Below are 18,646 nucleotides of genomic sequence, written 5' to 3'. Positions count from 1 at the left end.
ACGATAGAATGCGTGCTATTACCATGCATTCTATTTCAAATCCTTTTACGTGAGAAAATGCTATGGATATTATCAATAGTATTATAGGCCTTGGTGCATCTGTCATGATGCCCATTATTTTCTTTATTATTGCATTATGTTTTGGCGTAAGAGTAGGTACAGCATTTAAAGCAGGGATGCTTGTGGGAATTGGCTTCGTCGGCGTTGGATTGGTAATTAATTTATTATTATCTAATCTTGGCCCTGCATCGCAATCAATGGTAGAGAAAATGGGATTAAACCTAACGGTTGTTGATACAGGTTGGCCTACGGCATCAACGATTGGGTGGGGCTCTCCGATTATGTTACCGGTAGTCGTAGGCTTTATTGTGATAAACCTATTAATGGTTGTTTTTAAAATGACAAAAACCATTAATATCGATATTTTTAATTATTGGATCTTCTTACTTGTTGGTTCAGTCGTTTACGCAGGTACTGAAAGTTATTGGCTCTCAATTGGTATCACCTATGTTATTTTTATTTTAACATTAGTTGCTGCGGATATTACTGCGCCTTATTTACAGCGAAACTATAATTTAAAAGGAATTTCGTTCCCGCATTTAACTTGTATCATGTATGTTCCCTTTGGAATAGCAACTAATTATATTATTGAAAAAATACCGGGGGTTTCTAAAATTAATTTAGAACCCGAAACGATCAATAAAAAATTTGGTGTTTTTGGCGAGCCATTAACACTCGGGTTTATTCTTGGTTTAGTTTTAGCATTAATGGCAGGTTATAGCATTAGTGAGTCTGTTGCGTTGGCCGTTACTGTATCTGCTGCAATGTTATTGCTACCTAAAATGATCGAAATATTAGTTCAAGGTTTATTAATTGTACGAGATGCCGTTGAAGCTAAATTGAAAAAAGTATTTCCTAATCGAGACTTCTATATAGGAATGGATACCGCTTTATTAATTGGGGAGCCATCAGTATTAGCGACAGGGCTTTTACTCATCCCAATGGCAATTGTGCTCGCATTTATTTTACCGGGTAATAAAGTATTACCTTTCGTTGACCTTGCTTCATTAATGTTTTTATTAGCAATGGTTACGCCTTTCTGTAAGCGTAATATGTTTAGAATGTTTATTTGTGGAACACTTGTCCTTACATCTATTTATTATGTTGGGACAGATATTTCTAAAGAGTATACACAGGCGGCAGTTAATTCAAATATCCCTGTCCCAGAAGGTATTTCTGAAATGACAAACATTGTCGGTGGGGCAACAACACCAGCAGGTTGGGTGGCTGTTAAAGTCGGGGAGATGATAGCAAACTAGTCAATCATCCAGTAGGTGTTTTTATTTATGGTTAAAAACACCTACTGTGACTTCTTAATTTTTATCCACACTGTTTTTCAATAAATCATGTAAATATTGATTGGCAGAGAAAACATTACCTTGTGCATCCTTGACTTGGTATTCTTCCCCTGTAACCGATGATTTTGAAGCAACGTTATCGATAAATTGTTCAGTAGTATTGAGGCGTTTCTCAGTTTTACGCAGTTTTAATCTCAAGTGAGATTCAGCATCAGTTGCAGAATGCTCCGTACCATTACGAGTAAAAGTCAGGTTTTGTTGTTTACCGAGTTCTGCTAATAATGATTCAGTACGAATTTTTTCTTCAGGGCTTAATGCTAGAGCTTGAGTGGTGACAAAAACACTTAAAAAAAGCACTAAAGCAGAGGAAAAGCGGTTTGATAGTTGGGCTGTAAGTGATTGCACGAATTTCTCTCCATAGAAAAAAGGTGAGTAAATTATAAGCAGCCGTTTAATTTAAACTATCGGTAAGATTCCTAGAATTCAATTTAAGGCATAAAGCGATAACCAATACCTGTTTCTGTAAGTAAATGAATTGGGCGAGTTGGGTCATTTTCTAATTTTTGCCGCAAATGGCCCATATAAATTCGCAAATAATGGTTATGCTCAATATAGCTCGGCCCCCATACTTGTAATAATAAATGCCGTTGGGTTAATACTTTGCCGCTGTTAGCAACTAACTCGCTGAGCAAGCGGAATTCAATGGGAGTAAGGTGTAATTCTTCATTTTGCTTAGTGACAACCCGATTAATAAAATCGACCGTAATATCACCAAATTGAAATTGTGAGTTTTCTTGTGCCGCTTTGCCAAAACGACGCAAGGCGACACGGACTCGTGCGAGTAATTCGCTGATGCCAAAAGGCTTAGTCAGATAATCATCAGCACCTGCATCAAGGGCGGCAACCTTTTGAGATTCGTCTTCTCGAGCGGATAAAACGATGATAGGAATACTGCTCCATTTGCGTAAATCATGAATTAAATCAAGCCCATCGCCATCAGGCAACCCAAGGTCTAAGATAAGCAAGTCGGGTTGCCGTGTCCCAGATTCAATCAACCCGCGTTGGTAGTTTTCTGCTTCAAAAACTTTCCAGCCTTCACCTTCCAGCGCAAGGCGAACAAAGCGGCGGATCTCTTTTTCATCTTCAACGATCAGGATTTGATGAGTACTCACAATAGTGGTTGTTCTCCTAAATTTCGGTTTCAATATCAGGTAGTTGTTTTAAAGGTAAAACAAAGTGGAAGCTGGCTCCACCTTTATTATTGTTCTGAGCCCATATTTCCCCTTCATGTAATTGAATAATGGCACGACAAATAGCAAGGCCTAAGCCAACTCCGGGAATGGCTGATTCTTTTTGCGCTCGAGAGAATTTATCGAAAATAGTTTTTTCTTGTCCATCAGGGATTGCATTGCTGGCATCCCAAATTTCAATATGAATTTTTTGCCTTTCAACCCTCGCCTTAATACCAATTGGGGTATCTTCATGGCTATATTTTACGGCATTTTCTAATAGGTTGATAAGCACCCGCTCTATCAAATTGGCATCACAATAGAGTAATAAATCAGCTGGGATATCAATATCTAAAGGATGACTATGTAAAGTATAGTCTAATGTTCTGACAGCGCTACTGGTAATTTCTTGTAGTGATTGCCACTCTAAATTAGGTTGAATACCACCAGATTGCAGCCGTGCCATATCAAGTAAATTATTGACTAATCGCGAAGTACTCAGAACTTGTTGGCGCATTTTATTAACTTGCTCAGTAAGTGGTGAGTTTTCAGCAGACAAATTCAACATTAATATTTCAGTTTGCCCAAATAAAACGGTTAATGGTGTTTTTAGGTCGTGTGAAAGGGCCGCGAGTAATGAATTACGCAATTGCTCACGTTCAATATCTAATTTTGCGGATTCGGCTTGTTTGGTTAGCTCTAACCGAGCAAGGGCACTGGCAATTAACCCAGTGAAGGTTTGTAACATACGTTGTTGTTCTGGGATCAACAACTGGCGCATATTTCTAGGTTCAATCGCTAAGACGGCAAGTGTTTGATCTGCGGTTGTTATAGGTTGCAATTGATAGGGGACGCTGGGAAGAGTATCGGTGCCAGCTCCTGCGGGTTGGCGTTTATCAAAGCTCCATTTGGCAATTGCATTATCAATTTGCATTGCACTGTGCCCCTCACATTTTAAGGGCAATAATTGCCCCTCAGCATTGGGTATTAATAAACAGCTTTTGGCTTGGAACGCGTTATTAAGGAAGTGATAGCCTGTTCTGCCGATGTCATCGGTGCTGAGTGCTTGCCCTAATTCTTTTGTCATTTCATATAAATGTCGCGTTCGTTGTTCACGATAACGGGCAATTCGGGCTTGATAGCGCATGCCAGCAGTTAAATTCCCCACAACGACGCCAACAATTAGCATAACCGTAAAGGTGACTAAATATTGCATATCCATGATAGCAAGGGAAAAATGGGGCTGAACAAAGAATAAATCAAAGCTAATAACATTAATTAGTGCCGCAAAGACAGAAGGGCGCCTGCCATAAAATAGCGCGATAAGTACCACGCCGAGTAGATAGAGCGTGACTAAGTTGGCTTTATCTAACGCTAACAAAAATGTGCGTGAGAACACGGTAATTGCAGCACACATCACAATCGCCATCAAATAACCGTTCATGTCTGAACGCCATTTTTCAGAGAAAGGTTTTCTCTCTGGTTCTTTATCCCATTCGCTTTTTTCTTCTAGCGCGACGATCACCAAGTCAAGGTCTGGCCCTAATTTGCCAAGACGGTCAGCAAAGCCAGGACGTAAATTAAATATGGGCCATTTACGTTGCTTATCGCGACGACCAATCAGTATTTTGCCCAAATTATGTTCTCGAGCATAACGTAATATGGCTTTTTCTTCAGAAGGGTCAGATAACGTGGCGGTTTCAGCGCCTAAATCTTGAGCAAGACGTAATGCCTTTAAAATGGCTCTGCGCCGAGCCTCGGGTAATTGATGGAGCGCAGGAGTTTCCACATATACAGCATGCCATACACTGCCAAACTTTGCGGCAAGGCGAGCCGCGGTGCGAACCAACTTTTCATTACCCATATTATGACCAATACATAATAGAAGGCCATCCCGGGTATGCCAGACAGGGGCTTGTCCCTTACCATCACGAAATTCCCGCATCTGGTCATCAACGCGATCGGCAGTTCGACGTAGAGCCAGCTCACGTAGCGCGATGAGATTCCCTTTACGGAAAAAATGTTCGATTGCTCGCTCTGCTTGCCCAGAGATATAAACTTTGCCTTCTTTTAGGCGTTGCCGTAAGTCATCAGGAGGCAAGTCAACTAATACGACTTCATCTGCGGCATCAAAAATATGATCAGGAACCGTTTCACGCACTCGAATACCAGTAATGCTTCCGACGATATCATTTAAACTTTCAATATGTTGAACGTTAATGGTCGTAAGGACATCAATACCAGCATTTAATAGCTCTTCGACATCCTGCCAGCGTTTAGGGTGTAGGCTGCCATTAGGATTACTAAATGCTAATTCATCCATTAAAATAATGGCTGGGTGCCTAGCAATTGCGGCGTCAATATCAAAAGCAGTTAAACGGCGTCCCCTATGTTGGATACGCTTTGGTGGTAACTGTGAGAGACCTTCAAGTAACGCAGCTGTTTCTTCGCGTTCATGGGTTTCTACTACACCAATAAGCACATCTAATCCTTGTGACCTTAGTCTTTGGGCTTCTTGAAGCATGGCATAGGTTTTCCCGACGCCAGCACAGGCGCCGAAAAAAATTTTTAATTTGCCACGGCCTGTTTCATTGGCCTTTACCAATAAATCGTCGGGATTAGGGCGACTAGGTTCCTGATTTTTCATAATAGGCCTTAGTGAGTTTGGCTATTGGCTTGTTGCTGATATTCATCAAGAGCAAGGTTTAACTTTAAGACATTAATAACAGGCTTGCCTAAAAAAGCGAATACACTATTTTCAGTATGAGTATTAATTAATGATTTTACCTCTTCTAGTGGGATCTGTCTGTGTTTAGCAATTCGCGGGGCTTGATATAACGCCGCATCAACAGAAATATTGGGGTCTAATCCACTGGCAGAGGCTGTTAATAAATCAACAGGGATGCTCTTGTCAGCCGCTGGGTTTTCTGAGCGAAGTTGGGCACTTCGTTGTTCCATTGTTTGTAATAGTAATGGGTTGCTAACGGCTAAATTACTACCGCCAGATGCTAATGTATTATAAGGGGCTTCAGCGGTTGCAGAGGGACGCCCATGAAAGTAATTTTCACTTTGTATATTTTGTCCAATCAGTTCAGAACCGATAACCTGATCATCTTGAGTGAGTAAGGAGCCATGAGCTTGCCAAGGGAAAAAGACATTAGCAAGCCCTGTCACCATCAATGGGTAGGCGATCCCTGTGAATAAAGTGAGAATTATTAACATAATAATAGAAGAGCGGATCATGTTCATTATCAATTCCTTATATCCCAAATAAGCGAATAAACATATCAATTAATTTAATCCCAACAAATGGCACTATTAACCCACCTAAACCATAGAGGCTTAAGTTACGTTGCAACAATGATTGGGAGCTCATAGGGCGATAATTGACCCCTTTAATCGCCAATGGGATCAAGAAAATTATAATTAAAGCGTTAAAGATCACCGCTGAGAGAATCGCAGATGCAGGTGAATGTAACTGCATAATATTTAATGCGTTAAGTTGAGGCCAAGTGACAGCAAAAGCGGCTGGAATGATGGCAAAGTATTTTGCAATATCATTGGCTATACTAAAGGTTGTTAATGAGCCTCGTGTCATCAACATTTGTTTACCAATATGGACGACCTCAATTAATTTGGTTGGGTTAGAGTCTAAATCAACCATGTTACCTGCTTCTTTGGCCGCTTGTGTCCCTGAGTTCATCGCTACAGCCACATCCGCTTGCGCTAATGCTGGGGCATCGTTGGTACCATCACCCGTCATGGCAACTAGTCGGCCTTCTGATTGATATTGGCGGATTAATGCGAGCTTGGCTTCGGGGGTTGCCTCAGCGAGGAAGTCATCGACACCGGCTTCTGCAGCAATAGCGGCGGCTGTTAAGTGGTTATCTCCGGTGATCATAACTGTTTTGATCCCCATGCTACGCATTTGAGCAAATCGCTCTTTCATTCCCCCTTTAACAATATCTTTTAATGCTACAACACCGAGTACTGTTTGGTCGTCCACAACAACAAGAGGGGTTCCCCCTAAATGAGCGACTTTTTCAACTAATTGGTCGGCTTCTATCGGGAATTTACTGTGGTTTGCTTCAACGTAGCGGCGTATCGCATCCGCAGAACCTTTGCGGATCATTCTTTCTCCAATGTTGACACCGCTCATACGAGTCATTGCAGAGAACGGAACAAAGGTAGCATTCAGGCCATGAATATCTCTTTCACGTAAATTAAACTTTTGTTTCGCCAACACGACAATACTACGCCCTTCAGGGGTTTCATCGGCTAAAGAAGAAAGTTGAGCAGCATCTGCTAGTTGCTGTTCAGTCACACCCGTTAAAGGCAAAAACTCAGATGCTTGTCGGTTACCAAGGGTGATAGTACCGGTTTTATCGAGTAATAAGACGTCGACATCACCCGCAGCCTCCACTGCACGACCGCTGGTGGCAATCACATTTGCACCTAACATACGGCTCATCCCTGCCACACCAATAGAAGAGAGTAACCCGCCAATAGTGGTTGGAATTAAGCAAATTAATAAAGCTATAAGGACTAGAATAGAGACCGCACTACCTGCGCCTGCATAATCGGCAGCAAAAACCGTGAATGGGTACAAGGTGGCGCATACCAACACGAAAATAATCGTCAGGGCGGTTAACAGGATCGTTAAAGCGATTTCATTGGGGGTTTTACGACGTTGTGCGCCTTCAACCATTGAAATCATTCGGTCTAAGAATGTTTCACCGGGGTTTACGGTACATTCAACAATTAACCAATCAGAAAGAACGCGAGTCCCTCCGGTGACTGAGGAAAAGTCACCACCGGATTCACGGATCACAGGAGCTGACTCACCAGTAATTGCACTTTCATCGACAGATGCACCACCTTCAAGCACTTCACCATCGCAAGGGATTGTTTCTCCAGCATGGATAAGCACGATATCCCCTTTACGTAACTGGCTTGAAACCACGATTTCTTGAGCCGCATCCATTGATGCAGAAGCCAAACGAGTTGCGTTACTTTGCTGTTTTACCCCTTTTAAACTTTGGGCTTGTGCCTTACTTCGCCCTTCAGCTAGCGCCTCGGCAAAATTAGCAAAGAGCAGTGTAAACCATAGCCATAGTGTCACCATTCCACTAAACCAAGCGTTACCCTCAGTGTAATGAGTTACCATTGCTAACCATAAAAGGGTGGTGATAATACTGCCGATATACACCACGAACATCACGGGATTTCGCCATTGTGCTTGCGGTGTGCATTTTTTGAATGCTTCAAAGATAGATTGTTTGATTAATTTATTATCAAATAATTTGATGTTATTACTTTTCATTTTCTTCCCCTCATTATCCCGCGAAACCGATGTGTAGTTGCTCTGCAATTGGACCTAACGCAAGGGCAGGTACAAAGGTCAGCGCACCAATGAGAAGTACAGTGAATACAAGCAGACCAATAAATAACGGACCTGTTGTGGGTAATGTTGCATTACTTTGCGCTTGAGGTTTCTTGCTTGCCATCGAACCTGCAATGGCGAGAACTGGCAGAATGACGCCAAAACGTCCTAAGAACATGGTGACCGCCAATAGCAGGTTGTAAAACGGTGTATTTGCGCTAAGTCCAGCAAACGCGCTACCGTTATTATTCGCTGCGGAGGAAAAAGCGTATAACACTTCACTAAACCCGTGAGCACCTGGGTTTAAGATCCCTGCACGCCCAGCTTCAGTCATTAATGAAAGTGTGGTACCCAGTAGTACTAAAGTGGGAGTCACTAAAATAGCCAGTGCAACCATTTTCATTTCGCGCACCTCGATTTTTTTACCGAGATATTCAGGAGTACGACCAATCATTAGCCCAGCAAGGAATACGGCGAGTAAAACAAATAGCAACATGCCATATAAGCCAGATCCCACACCGCCGAAAACCACTTCACCGATTTGCATTAACCACATCGGCACCATGCCACCCATCGCAGTAAAGGAATCATGCATTGCATTAACAGCACCGCAAGAGGCAGCTGTTGTTACAACAGCGAATAATGCGGAGCCTAAGATACCAAAGCGGCTTTCTTTTCCTTCCATATTGGCAGTGGTAGTCGCATGGAATTCACTTAAAAATGGATTACCAACATACTCTGCTTTGATAACCGCTATGGCAGCAACGACAAAAATAATCCCCATCACCCATAGCAGAGTGTGACCTTGTTTGTTGTTGCCAACGACACGCCCAAAAGCAAAACATAACGCTGTTGGAATTAGAAAAATGGCTAACATTTGTACGAAATTGCTTAATGCCGTTGGGTTTTCAAATGGGTGTGAAGAATTAGCTCCAAAGAAACCGCCTCCGTTAGTACCGAGTAGCTTAATTGCTTCTTGAGAGGCGACAGGCCCCATTGGTAATAACTGGTTGCTATTATTTAGGTTATTAACTAATAGGTAATCTGAGAAGTTTTGGATAACACCTTGGCTAACAAAAAATAGAGCAAAAATAATCGCTAATGGGAAAAGTAGATACACAGTAATACGGTAGATATCCACCCATGCATTACCAACCGTTTTACGACCATGGCGTGAAAATGCTCGGATAAGGGCGAAAACAACGGCAATCCCTGTTGCAGCGGAAAGGAAATTTTGTACTGTTAACCCAGACATCTGGCTTAGATAACTTAATGTGTTTTCACCGCTATAGGATTGCCAATTAGTATTTGTGACAAAGCTAATTGCGGTGTTAAAGGCTAAATCCCAACTCATTCCCGGAAATTGTTGTGGGTTAAGGGGCAAATGACCTTGGAATATTAATATAGAAAACAGCAATATAAAGCCTAAAATATTGAACAGTAAAATCGATAAGGCATATTGTAGCCAAGTCATTTCCGCCATTTCTCGCCCTGGCTTTTTTACGCCGCCTAAGCGCCAAAGAAGGGCTTCGCTTTTTATTAGCGTACTCGGTATATCGCTATCAATTAACCGAGCAATACCATTGCCTAATGGTTTTGCCAAAATAAACAGCACGAGTAAAAAGCTACCGATAATTAAAATTGTGGTAGTGGTCATATTAAAAATCCTCCGCGCTTAGCAGGGCATAGACCAGATAAACCAGCAGTAACACAACGAGAACTGCCCCAATAATGGAAAGTAATGACACAGTATTTTCTCCTTATTATTTCCATGCAATAAGGCTAAAACTTCCGTTGTAAAGAAGCTGATAAAAAATAGACCTTCGGTGTAAAAAAAGTATAAAAATGTATTTTTATACGAGGGAATAAAATAAAACAGAGATGGCGAGTTAAAGCGAATAATTGTTATGTAAATGTTGCTGATTTGTTTGTTTTTGACGCAACCAGGTTAAATAATGTAATAAAACAACGGAATTTATCATTTTATTATGTAAATTTTAATTTATAGTGGTCAGATGAGTAGTTTTATTACACAGTTTGAGCTATGATATTGACAGTTAATTTTTATATTATCTGTTCGGTTTTAGTCGCTCTTCTAAACAGTCATTATTTGGGGTTTTAGAGCAATTCTGGAATCGACAAATAGAGTGGCAACTGAAGGAGGATACCGATGTCCACATATCGCGAATATTCCCGTAATCAGGTACTTGCACGCCGCACTGCTGCTGTTACAGCTGGCATTATTGCGTTTCCGGTTATGGTTTTTCATCCGCAACGAGCAAAATTTTATAGCCATTTACACAAAGTATGGGCTAAAACCAGCGATAAGCCCGTTTGGTTAGAGCGTTCAGAAGCCACGTTTGAAAGCCATCATTAATAATTGCTTTGCTTTTAAGTGGTAATGCCATATCCCTGCAATGACCTATTGTGGGGATATTGTTTTTTTTATCCCTCATCCTGTTTTTCTTTTCCTTATTGCCTTTCTTTTTGGTTAGCATCCTTATTTACAGCAAATAACACAGAAAAAAAGCATGTTTCCGTTTATGCTTATTGATTATCAGTAAATTACATTCAAAATGATGGGGTTGACCCTATAGCGGTGTAGTAAAAAGGACCACATAATGCATAATTTAAGATTAGAAGAAATCATTAATGATGAGCTGAAAATTAGTGAATTCCAAGATTTTGCACCAAATGGATTGCAGGTTGAGGGGCGCCCTCATGTGCATAAAATCATCACCGGTGTAACAGCCTGCCAAGCACTACTGGACGTGGCAGTTGAAAAGAAAGCGGATGCTGTGATTGTTCACCATGGCTATTTTTGGAAAAATGAGCCCGCAATTATTAAAGGTATGAAAAAAAATCGCTTAAAAACATTATTAGCGAATGATATTAACCTTTATGGTTACCATCTTCCTTTAGATGCTCATCATCAATTAGGTAATAATACTCAGCTTGCGTATATCATGGGTGTGCAAGTAAATGGCCAAATTGATCCATTAATGCCATTCGGTTTCTTTGATCAACCGATTACACCACAGGAATTAACCCAGCGCTTAGAGTCCCGCCTTGGTCGCAAAGTGTTGCATTGTGGTGACAATGCTAAAGATGAAATTCGCCAAATTGCATGGTGCACAGGGGGCGGACAAGGCTTTATCTTACAAGCCGCCGAGTTTGGCGTAGATGCATTTGTGACAGGTGAAGTTTCAGAGCAAACAATCCATATAGCAAGAGAAATGGGTATCCATTTCTACAGTGCAGGGCATCATGCGACAGAGCGTTATGGGATTAAAGCGCTGACTAAGTGGCTAGTTGATCACCATGGGTTAGACGCAGAGTTTATCGATATCGATAACCCAGCCTAATTCTCGTCATATTTCGAGCTGTGGCGGTGTTGGCTACACTCGCGACCCCTAGTCACATACTTGTGTATGCTCCTAGGGAGTCGCTCATTTGCCGCCTAGCCACAACTCGAACTATTTAGAGAATTAAATTTTCAAGCTAATCTTCATTGATTTTCTAAATCTAACCTCGGCGGTGTTGGCTACACTCGCGACCCCTAGTCACATACTTGTGTATGCTCCTAGGGAGTCGCTCATTTGCCGCCTAGCCACAACTCGAACTATTTAGAGAATTAAATTTTCAAGCTAATCTTCATTGAGTTTCTAATTCTAACCTTGGCGGTGTTGGCTATGCTCTTAGGGAGTCGCTCATTTGCCGCCTAGCTACAACTCGAACTATTTAGAGAATTAAATTTTCAAGCTAATCTTCATTGAGTTTCTAATTCTAACCTTGGCGGTGTTGGCTATGCTCTTAGGGAGTCGCTCATTTGCCGCCTAGCTACAACTCGAACTATTTAGAGAATTAAATTTTCAAGCTAATCTTCATTGATTTTCTAATTCTAACCTCGGCAGTGTTGGCTATGCTCTTAGGGAGTCGCTCATTTGCCGCCTAGCCACAACTCGAACTATTTAGAGAATTAAATTTTCAAGCTAATCTTCATTGATTTTCTAAATCTAACCTCGGCGGTGTTGGCTACACTCGCGACCCCTAGTCACATACTTGTGATGTAAAATGCGTAGAAAATTATGTGTAATTAGTAAAATAAAAAGTTAACTCGTATAAATTCGATAGCGTAATGATGAAAGAACAAGAACCAAACCCGAAATGGTTAATACCAAGCCTAAGTGCTGGCTCCAGCCTGCGACCATTAAACCAATGGCGAGTCCGATATAGTAAAACAAACCTAAAATAGCCCCAGCAGTACCTTTTCTATCACTATAGCGATTTAAAGCATGTGCAAGGATATTAGGAATAGCAATTCCATATCCAATAACTACACCAATCACCGGTAAAATGAACCAAATAGAATCCATCAGAGCAAAAACCAAGCAACCACTTATCAAAGATATGATGCTAGAGAGCTTAACAAGTTGCTCAGATGTGTGTTTTTTAGCCAATAAATGACGATTAATGATTGACCCTAAGCCCACTCCAAGTGCTAATAAAATTCCAGTTAAACCAAATTGTTGCTGAGTGAGCATTAATCGTTCAAAACTGAAAGGTGCCAGCTGATAATAGCTAAATAAATTAATGTTGAAAAATGCTATCAAGATCACATTTCTAACAATTTCTTTATCTGTGATCATTCGTAAAAATGTCGCCATAAATGGGACTTTGATCACATTTTCAGGGCGTGTTTCTGGTAAACGGCAAGTAGACCAAATAAAAAGCACGACCGCGAGAAATGCCAAGCCAGTAAAAACGGCGAGATATCCGCCAAAACTAACTAACCCCGCACCGAATAACATCCCTAATGCAGGACTAATGGCTAGGGCAATACCCATAATTGAAAAAACTTTAGCTAATTCATGCCCTTGATAGCTATCACGCATTGCGGTTTGTGTTCCAATTGAACCGACGGCGGCACCAAATGCGGCAAGCATTCTCATTAACAGTAATAAATAAAAGTGTGTGATAAACAACGCGCAGATAGAGGCGATACCGTAGATCAACAGACCTGCCAGGATAGTCGGGCGGCGGCCTAGCGTGTCACACATTCTTCCCCAAAATACGACACCTAGCGCAAAAGCAAAGAAATAGAATGATAATGTTTGTGATGCTTGTTCAGCATCGACATTAAATGCGCTAGCAATGTTGGTCAATGCTGGGCTGTATATGGTTTCCACGATTTGTGGAAACATCATTAAGGCAACAGCAAGCCATAATGAAAGAGGGTGTTTCATACCAATTATCCTGCTTATATTAATAAAAAATAGATGGTGAAGATGAATACAACTATTCAATGACAAGCAGTTTAATGGTATTTTTAGTGTCCCATTACAAAAATAAAGACTATAAATATCAAAAAAGGGACATTATGGCTTGGCTAGAACAAACAGATGAATTTCAAACTCACTGGTATACAGCGCCAGTATTGGGAATAGCAGCTCAAATGGGGCAACATGATTCTGGTTTACATAGCCATGAAATGGGGCAGCTTTTGTTTACACAACAAGGGTGTATACGAATTTCACTTGAGAACCGAATTTCTCTATTACCTCCTGGAAGGGTGGCATGGATACCTCCATTTGTTTGTCACCGAGCACAAATGCGCGCATCTGTGGGCTATCGTTCGGTGTATTTAAGTGAACAATATGCTAAAAAAATAGCGAATGAAGTCGTCATTTTGAGCATTTCACCTCTGCTAAGAGAGGTACTTGAACGGATTGCAATTGCCCCGTTTGACAGTGATTGGCAACAAGGGCGCTTAGCAAATTTATTACCAGTATTTATCGATGAACTACAAAGTGCAACGACTGAGCCAACATTACTTGCACTTCCTCAAGATAGGCGCTTTAAAGGCCTCGATATCGAGCAATTACCACCTAATTTAAACCAACTTGCTCAAACGATTGGCGCAAGTGAAAAAACCATTACACGGGTTTTCTTAAAAGAAACCGGAATGACTTATCAAACATGGCGGCAACAATGGCGGTTTATTAAAGCGATTGAGTTATTGGCACAAAATCACCCATATCACTTTATTACTCAAGAGCTTGGCTTAGCCAGTGATAGTGCTTTTATCAGTTTTTTTCGCAAAATGAGTGGGGTAACACCGCGGGAATATCAACAGTAAAAGAGAAAAAGCCTCGATAAACCGAGGCTTGAGTATTTGTAGGGGGATAGATTTAATTGAATATTATTTTTTTGCTAATCCAGAGTTGAATTTACGTTGGCTGTAACCCGTATACAGCTGACGAGGACGAGCAATTTTCAGACCGTCATCATGCATTTCATTCCAATGGGCTATCCAACCAATTGTACGTGCAATAGCAAAAATAACAGTAAACATTGAAGATGGAATTCCCATTGCCTTCAATATGATACCTGAATAGAAGTCAACGTTTGGATACAGTTTTTTCTTAATGAAGTACGGGTCATTCAGGGCAATACGTTCTAGCTCCATAGCGACTTCGAGTAAGCTATCGTTTAAGCCCAACTCATTAAGTACTTCGTGGCAAGTTTCACGCATCACAGTTGCACGTGGGTCATGGTTTTTATAAACACGGTGACCAAAGCCCATTAAGCGGAAAGAGTCATTTTTGTCTTTCGCACGTTCGATAAATGCAGGGATATGCTCAACGGTTTGAATTTCTTCCAACATGCGTAAACAGGCTTCGTTAGCCCCACCGTGAGCTGGCCCCCACAGAGACGCAATACCCGCAGCAATACAAGCAAATGGGTTTGCACCTGATGACCCAGCAGTACGTACGGTTGATGTTGAAGCGTTCTGTTCGTGGTCAGCATGTAGGATTAAAATCCGATCCATTGCACGTTCGAGAACTGGATTTACCACATATTCTTCACATGGTGTAGAGAACATCATATGCAAGAAGTTACCCGCGTACGACAGTTCATTACGTGGATAAACAAAAGGCTGGCCAATGGAGTATTTATAACACATTGCCGCAACAGTTGGCATTTTTGACAGCAGACGATAAGCTGTAATTTCACGGTGGCGCGGGTTGTTCACGTCCAATGCATCATGGTAGAACGCAGCCAGTGCACCTGTTACACCACATAACACTGCCATTGGGTGTGAGTCACGACGGAAGCCATTCAGCATGCGAGTGATTTGCTCGTGGATCATCGTGTGGCGAGTTACCGTATTTTTAAATGTGTCGTATTGCTCTTGAGTCGGTGCTTCGCCGTATAACAGGATATAACAAACTTCGAGGTAAGAAGCTTCGGTAGCGAGTTGATCGATCGGGAAACCACGATGCAGCAGAATGCCTTCATCACCATCGATATAGGTGATTTTTGATTCACAGGATGCAGTAGAAGTAAAACCAGGGTCATAGGTAAAGAACCCTTTTGAACCTAAAGTTCGGACATCGATAACGTCTTGACCAATGGTGGGGCTTAAAATATCGAGGTCAATATCACCCTTACTACCAGTCGTTAGCTTAGCTTTGTTATCAGCCATTTACGGTCTCCTTAGCGCTTGATAATCGACACCCAACAACCCAGAAGCTCAGCGTTATACTGTTTCTTCGTGCATTGTTCTACCGGTATGATTAGAAAATCAGCTAGCTATCACATAAAACCTGAAATCTGACGACCGACGACAATGTAATTAGGTTGTTTATGAGTGTGTAGATGTTATGTTCTTTTTGTTGTTTTACTTACAATATCATTATTTGTGGTAAGAGGAACAACTTTCATAACTTTTGTTAGTAATACCTGTCACAGTTCAAATTGGAAGGTACTTAACATTGCAACATTCATGTTTTTTATTTTTCAGTGAGGGAACGCCCACACCTTAAGATAATTCTGCTAGACCTATATGTAAGATAAATGTTGAATCATTGTCAAATAAGATAAGCACATTTATACAAAATGTTTAAATCGTGATCCTTCTCACTGTTCGGGCTAAATGTCCCCAAACATTTTGTGTGGGAATTGTAATGGCATTGTGAAGACTTTATACTAGCGGCAGGTCTCCGGATTACCCTGTAGTAGGAGTTCCCAGCGTGATCAGTATGCAACTTTATTTAAACATGATGGATTAGAGTTTGTGTTAAGTTGCATTTTGTACCCCCTGTCGCTGTCTGATTTCCACCCCAGGTCCGGAGGATGGAAAATAATAAAGAGCTGTGTGGGCAAAATTGTGAAAAAACAAAGACCTGTCAACCTTGATTTGCAGACGATTCATTTCCCGATCACTGCAATATCTTCGATCTTGCACCGTGTCTCTGGCGTCATTACTCTCATCGCAGTTGGTATTCTGCTTTGGTTGCTAGGGACATCTCTCTCCTCTCCAGAAGGTTTTCAATACGCGTCTGAAATAATGACTGGCTTTTTTGCTAAGTTCATTCTTTGGGGCATTCTAACGGCATTGGCTTACCACATTTGTGGTGGTATTCGTCATATGCTGATGGATTTTGGCTGTGTTGATGAAACCCTTGCTGCTGGTAACTCATCTGCAAAAATTACATTTGTTATCACCGTAATTCTGGCAATTCTGGCGGGGATCTTAGTATGGTAAGTAATGCTTCTGCTTTAGGCCGTACTGGTATCCAGGACTGGCTGTTAATCCGTGCTTCTGCGATTATTATCGTATTATACGTAATCTACATTGTTGGTTTTGTTGCTATCAATGATATTACTTATGAAGTATGGCGTGGTTTCTTCGCTTCTTCTGTGACGAAAGTATTTACTATCCTCACATTGTTCTCGATTCTTGTGCATGCGTGGATTGGCATGTGGCAAGTGCTAACTGACTATGTCAAGCCGCTAGCAATTCGTTTAGTGCTGCAGCTGGCTATCGTTGTTGGTCTGTTGGCTTATTTAATTTACGGAACAATTGTTGTGTGGGGTGCATAAATGAATCTGCCAATCAGAGAGTTTGACGCTATCGTTATTGGTGCTGGTGGCGCAGGTATGCGTGCAGCACTTCAAATTTCACAGTTGGGCCTGTCTTGTGCTCTGCTGTCAAAAGTATTTCCAACCCGTTCTCATACAGTATCAGCGCAAGGTGGTATCACTGTTGCTTTAGGCAACACTCACCCTGATAACTGGGAATGGCATATGTATGATACCGTGAAAGGTTCCGACTATATCGGTGACCAAGATGCAATCGAATACATGTGTAAAACAGGGCCCGAGGCTATCCTAGAATTAGAGCATATGGGGTTACCTTTTTCTCGCTTAGACGATGGCAGTATTTATCAGCGCCCATTTGGTGGTCAGTCTAAGAATTTCGGTGGCGAGCAAGCGGCACGTACTGCGGCTGCGGCTGACCGGACTGGTCACGCACTGTTACATACTTTGTATCAGCAAAACTTAAAAAATCACACAACCATCTTTTCAGAGTGGTATGCCCTTGATTTAGTTAAAAATCAAGACGGCGATGTGGTGGGCTGTACTGCAATTTGTATGGAAACTGGCGAATTAGTTTACTTCAAAGCTAAAGCGACCATTTTAGCTACGGGTGGTGCAGGGCGTATTTATCAATCGACCACCAATGCGCATATCAATACCGGTGATGGTGTTGGGATGGCAGCTCGTGCTGGTGTTCCTTTACAAGATATGGAAATGTGGCAATTCCACCCGACGGGTATCGCTGGCGCAGGGGTTCTTGTGACAGAAGGTTGCCGTGGTGAAGGTGGTTATTTGCTGAATAAAGACGGTGAGCGCTTCATGGAACGTTATGCGCCAAATGCGAAAGATTTGGCCGGTCGTGATGTTGTTGCACGTTCAATCATGATTGAAATCCGTGAAGGCCGTGGTTGTGATGGTCCTTGGGGTCCGCATGCCAAACTGAAATTGGATCATTTAGGGAAAGAAGTTCTCGAGTCTCGTTTACCGGGTATCCTTGAATTATCCCGTACCTTTGCTCACGTTGACCCAATCAAAGAGCCAATCCCAGTTATTCCAACTTGTCACTATATGATGGGTGGTATTCCAACAAAAGTGACTGGCCAAGCGATTCGCTATAACGAAAAAGGCGAAGACGAAGTTATCCCAGGTCTGTTTGCTGTGGGTGAAATTGCGTGTGTATCTGTACACGGCGCTAACCGTTTAGGCGGTAACTCATTGCTCGACTTAGTCGTATTTGGTCGTTCTGCGGGTCTACACCTAAAAGAGTCCATCATGGAACAAGGTTCAATGCGTGATGCTTCTGAATCCGATATTGATGCGGCGATGACACGCTTTAACCGTTGGGAAGGGGCTCGTACTGGCGAAGATCCAACTGAGATCCGCAAGGCACTGCAAACCTGTATGCAGCATAACTTCTCGGTATTCCGTGAAGGTGATGCGATGGCGAAAGGTCTGGAAGAGCTAAAAGTGATCCGTGAACGCCTGCAAAATGCACGTCTTGATGATACCTCAACAGAGTTCAACACTCAGCGTATTGAGTGTTTAGAACTGGATAACCTGATGGAAACCGCTTATGCGACAGCACAAGCAGCGAACTTCCGTACAGAAAGTCGTGGGGCGCATAGCCGCTTTGACTATCCAGAGCGTGATGATGCGAATTGGTTATGTCACTCATTATATTTACCGCAATCTGAAACGATGACGCGTCGTGAAGTCAACATGCAGCCAAAATTGCGTGAAGCCTTCCCACCGAAAATTCGTACCTACTAATGCGTGGTGTTAATCCAGTT

Annotated in this window: 16 protein-coding genes; 7 read left to right on the top strand and 9 right to left on the bottom strand. The window is 41.9% G+C overall.

The features are described from left to right. Positions 1–62 precede the first annotated feature (62 nt). On the top strand, positions 63–1,319 hold the full coding sequence (locus tag ABE954_RS16255; protein ID WP_042848317.1) for a PTS galactitol transporter subunit IIC: 1,257 nt from the start codon (positions 63–65) through the stop codon (positions 1,317–1,319). Positions 1,320–1,373: 54 nt separating this feature from the next. Here ABE954_RS16255 and ABE954_RS16250 read toward each other — a convergent pair whose 3' ends face one another. The 7 genes from ABE954_RS16250 to kdpF form a co-directional block, all read right to left on the bottom strand. Then, positions 1,374–1,763: a DUF5329 family protein gene (locus tag ABE954_RS16250; protein WP_042848315.1), complete on the bottom strand. Its 390-nt coding sequence runs from the start codon at positions 1,761–1,763 to the stop codon at positions 1,374–1,376. An 83-nt stretch (positions 1,764–1,846) separates the two neighbouring features. Continuing rightward, positions 1,847–2,530, bottom strand: a complete 684-nt coding sequence (kdpE, locus tag ABE954_RS16245; protein WP_166687360.1) for a two-component system response regulator KdpE — start codon at positions 2,528–2,530, stop codon at positions 1,847–1,849. A gap of 16 nt (positions 2,531–2,546) precedes the next feature. After that, entirely contained in the window at positions 2,547–5,234 is a 2,688-nt protein-coding gene (gene kdpD, locus ABE954_RS16240; protein WP_166696858.1) for a two-component system sensor histidine kinase KdpD, read from the bottom strand. 8 nt (positions 5,235–5,242) lie between these two features. Then, on the bottom strand, positions 5,243–5,836 hold the full coding sequence (kdpC, locus tag ABE954_RS16235; RefSeq protein ID WP_371025585.1) for a potassium-transporting ATPase subunit KdpC: 594 nt from the start codon (positions 5,834–5,836) through the stop codon (positions 5,243–5,245). Between the two features lie 10 nt (positions 5,837–5,846). Beyond that, positions 5,847–7,910 carry a potassium-transporting ATPase subunit KdpB gene (gene kdpB / locus ABE954_RS16230; protein WP_071547833.1) on the bottom strand — a complete coding sequence of 688 codons (2,064 nt, stop codon included), beginning with the start codon at positions 7,908–7,910 and terminating at the stop codon, positions 5,847–5,849. 13 nt (positions 7,911–7,923) lie between these two features. Beyond that, positions 7,924–9,627, bottom strand: coding sequence for a potassium-transporting ATPase subunit KdpA (gene kdpA / locus ABE954_RS16225; protein ID WP_042848305.1), 1,704 nt, complete (start codon positions 9,625–9,627; stop codon positions 7,924–7,926). 1 nt (position 9,628) lies between these two features. Beyond that, positions 9,629–9,682 carry a K(+)-transporting ATPase subunit F gene (kdpF, locus tag ABE954_RS16220; protein WP_367575695.1) on the bottom strand — a complete coding sequence of 18 codons (54 nt, stop codon included), beginning with the start codon at positions 9,680–9,682 and terminating at the stop codon, positions 9,629–9,631. A gap of 458 nt (positions 9,683–10,140) precedes the next feature. Here kdpF and ABE954_RS16215 point away from each other — a divergent pair, with 458 nt between their 5' ends. Together ABE954_RS16215 and ABE954_RS16210 are read left to right on the top strand one after the other, a co-directional pair. Continuing rightward, positions 10,141–10,347: a YbfA family protein gene (locus tag ABE954_RS16215; RefSeq protein ID WP_042848302.1), complete on the top strand. Its 207-nt coding sequence runs from the start codon at positions 10,141–10,143 to the stop codon at positions 10,345–10,347. A 244-nt stretch (positions 10,348–10,591) separates the two neighbouring features. Continuing rightward, positions 10,592–11,335: a type 2 GTP cyclohydrolase I gene (locus ABE954_RS16210; RefSeq protein ID WP_042848301.1), complete on the top strand. Its 744-nt coding sequence runs from the start codon at positions 10,592–10,594 to the stop codon at positions 11,333–11,335. A gap of 747 nt (positions 11,336–12,082) precedes the next feature. Here ABE954_RS16210 and ABE954_RS16205 read toward each other — a convergent pair. Then, positions 12,083–13,216 (bottom strand): multidrug effflux MFS transporter, encoded by a 1,134-nt coding sequence (locus ABE954_RS16205; protein WP_166687363.1) that lies wholly within the window; start codon positions 13,214–13,216, stop codon positions 12,083–12,085. A 134-nt stretch (positions 13,217–13,350) separates the two neighbouring features. Here ABE954_RS16205 and ABE954_RS16200 point away from each other — a divergent pair, with 134 nt between their 5' ends. Continuing rightward, entirely contained in the window at positions 13,351–14,109 is a 759-nt protein-coding gene (locus tag ABE954_RS16200; protein ID WP_129466784.1) for a helix-turn-helix transcriptional regulator, read from the top strand. Positions 14,110–14,172: 63 nt separating this feature from the next. Here ABE954_RS16200 and ABE954_RS16195 read toward each other — a convergent pair whose 3' ends face one another. Then, positions 14,173–15,459: a citrate synthase gene (locus tag ABE954_RS16195; RefSeq protein WP_129466783.1), complete on the bottom strand. Its 1,287-nt coding sequence runs from the start codon at positions 15,457–15,459 to the stop codon at positions 14,173–14,175. A 672-nt stretch (positions 15,460–16,131) separates the two neighbouring features. On the opposite strand from ABE954_RS16195, the gene sdhC reads away from it, so the two are divergent. The 3 genes from sdhC to sdhA are packed head-to-tail and all read left to right on the top strand — an operon-like array spanning position 16,132 to position 18,626. Continuing rightward, positions 16,132–16,521, top strand: a complete 390-nt coding sequence (gene sdhC, locus ABE954_RS16190) for a succinate dehydrogenase cytochrome b556 subunit (RefSeq protein ID WP_004909059.1) — start codon at positions 16,132–16,134, stop codon at positions 16,519–16,521. Continuing rightward, the gene (sdhD, locus tag ABE954_RS16185) at positions 16,515–16,859 is read left to right on the top strand and encodes a succinate dehydrogenase membrane anchor subunit (RefSeq protein ID WP_042848297.1); all 345 of its coding nucleotides are present in this window, start codon (positions 16,515–16,517) and stop codon (positions 16,857–16,859) included. The genes sdhC and sdhD overlap by 7 nt, the downstream gene beginning before the upstream one ends. Continuing rightward, positions 16,860–18,626: a succinate dehydrogenase flavoprotein subunit gene (gene sdhA, locus ABE954_RS16180; protein ID WP_042848296.1), complete on the top strand. Its 1,767-nt coding sequence runs from the start codon at positions 16,860–16,862 to the stop codon at positions 18,624–18,626. It abuts the gene before it with no gap. The last annotated feature ends 20 nt before the right edge of the window (positions 18,627–18,646 follow it).

This window comes from Providencia sp. TYF-12, assembly GCF_041344805.1.
In the GTDB taxonomy this organism is placed as follows: domain Bacteria; phylum Pseudomonadota; class Gammaproteobacteria; order Enterobacterales; family Enterobacteriaceae; genus Providencia; species Providencia huashanensis.
Note: the sequence above shows the minus strand (reverse complement) of the source record. Positions and strands in the feature narration are given on the sequence as shown.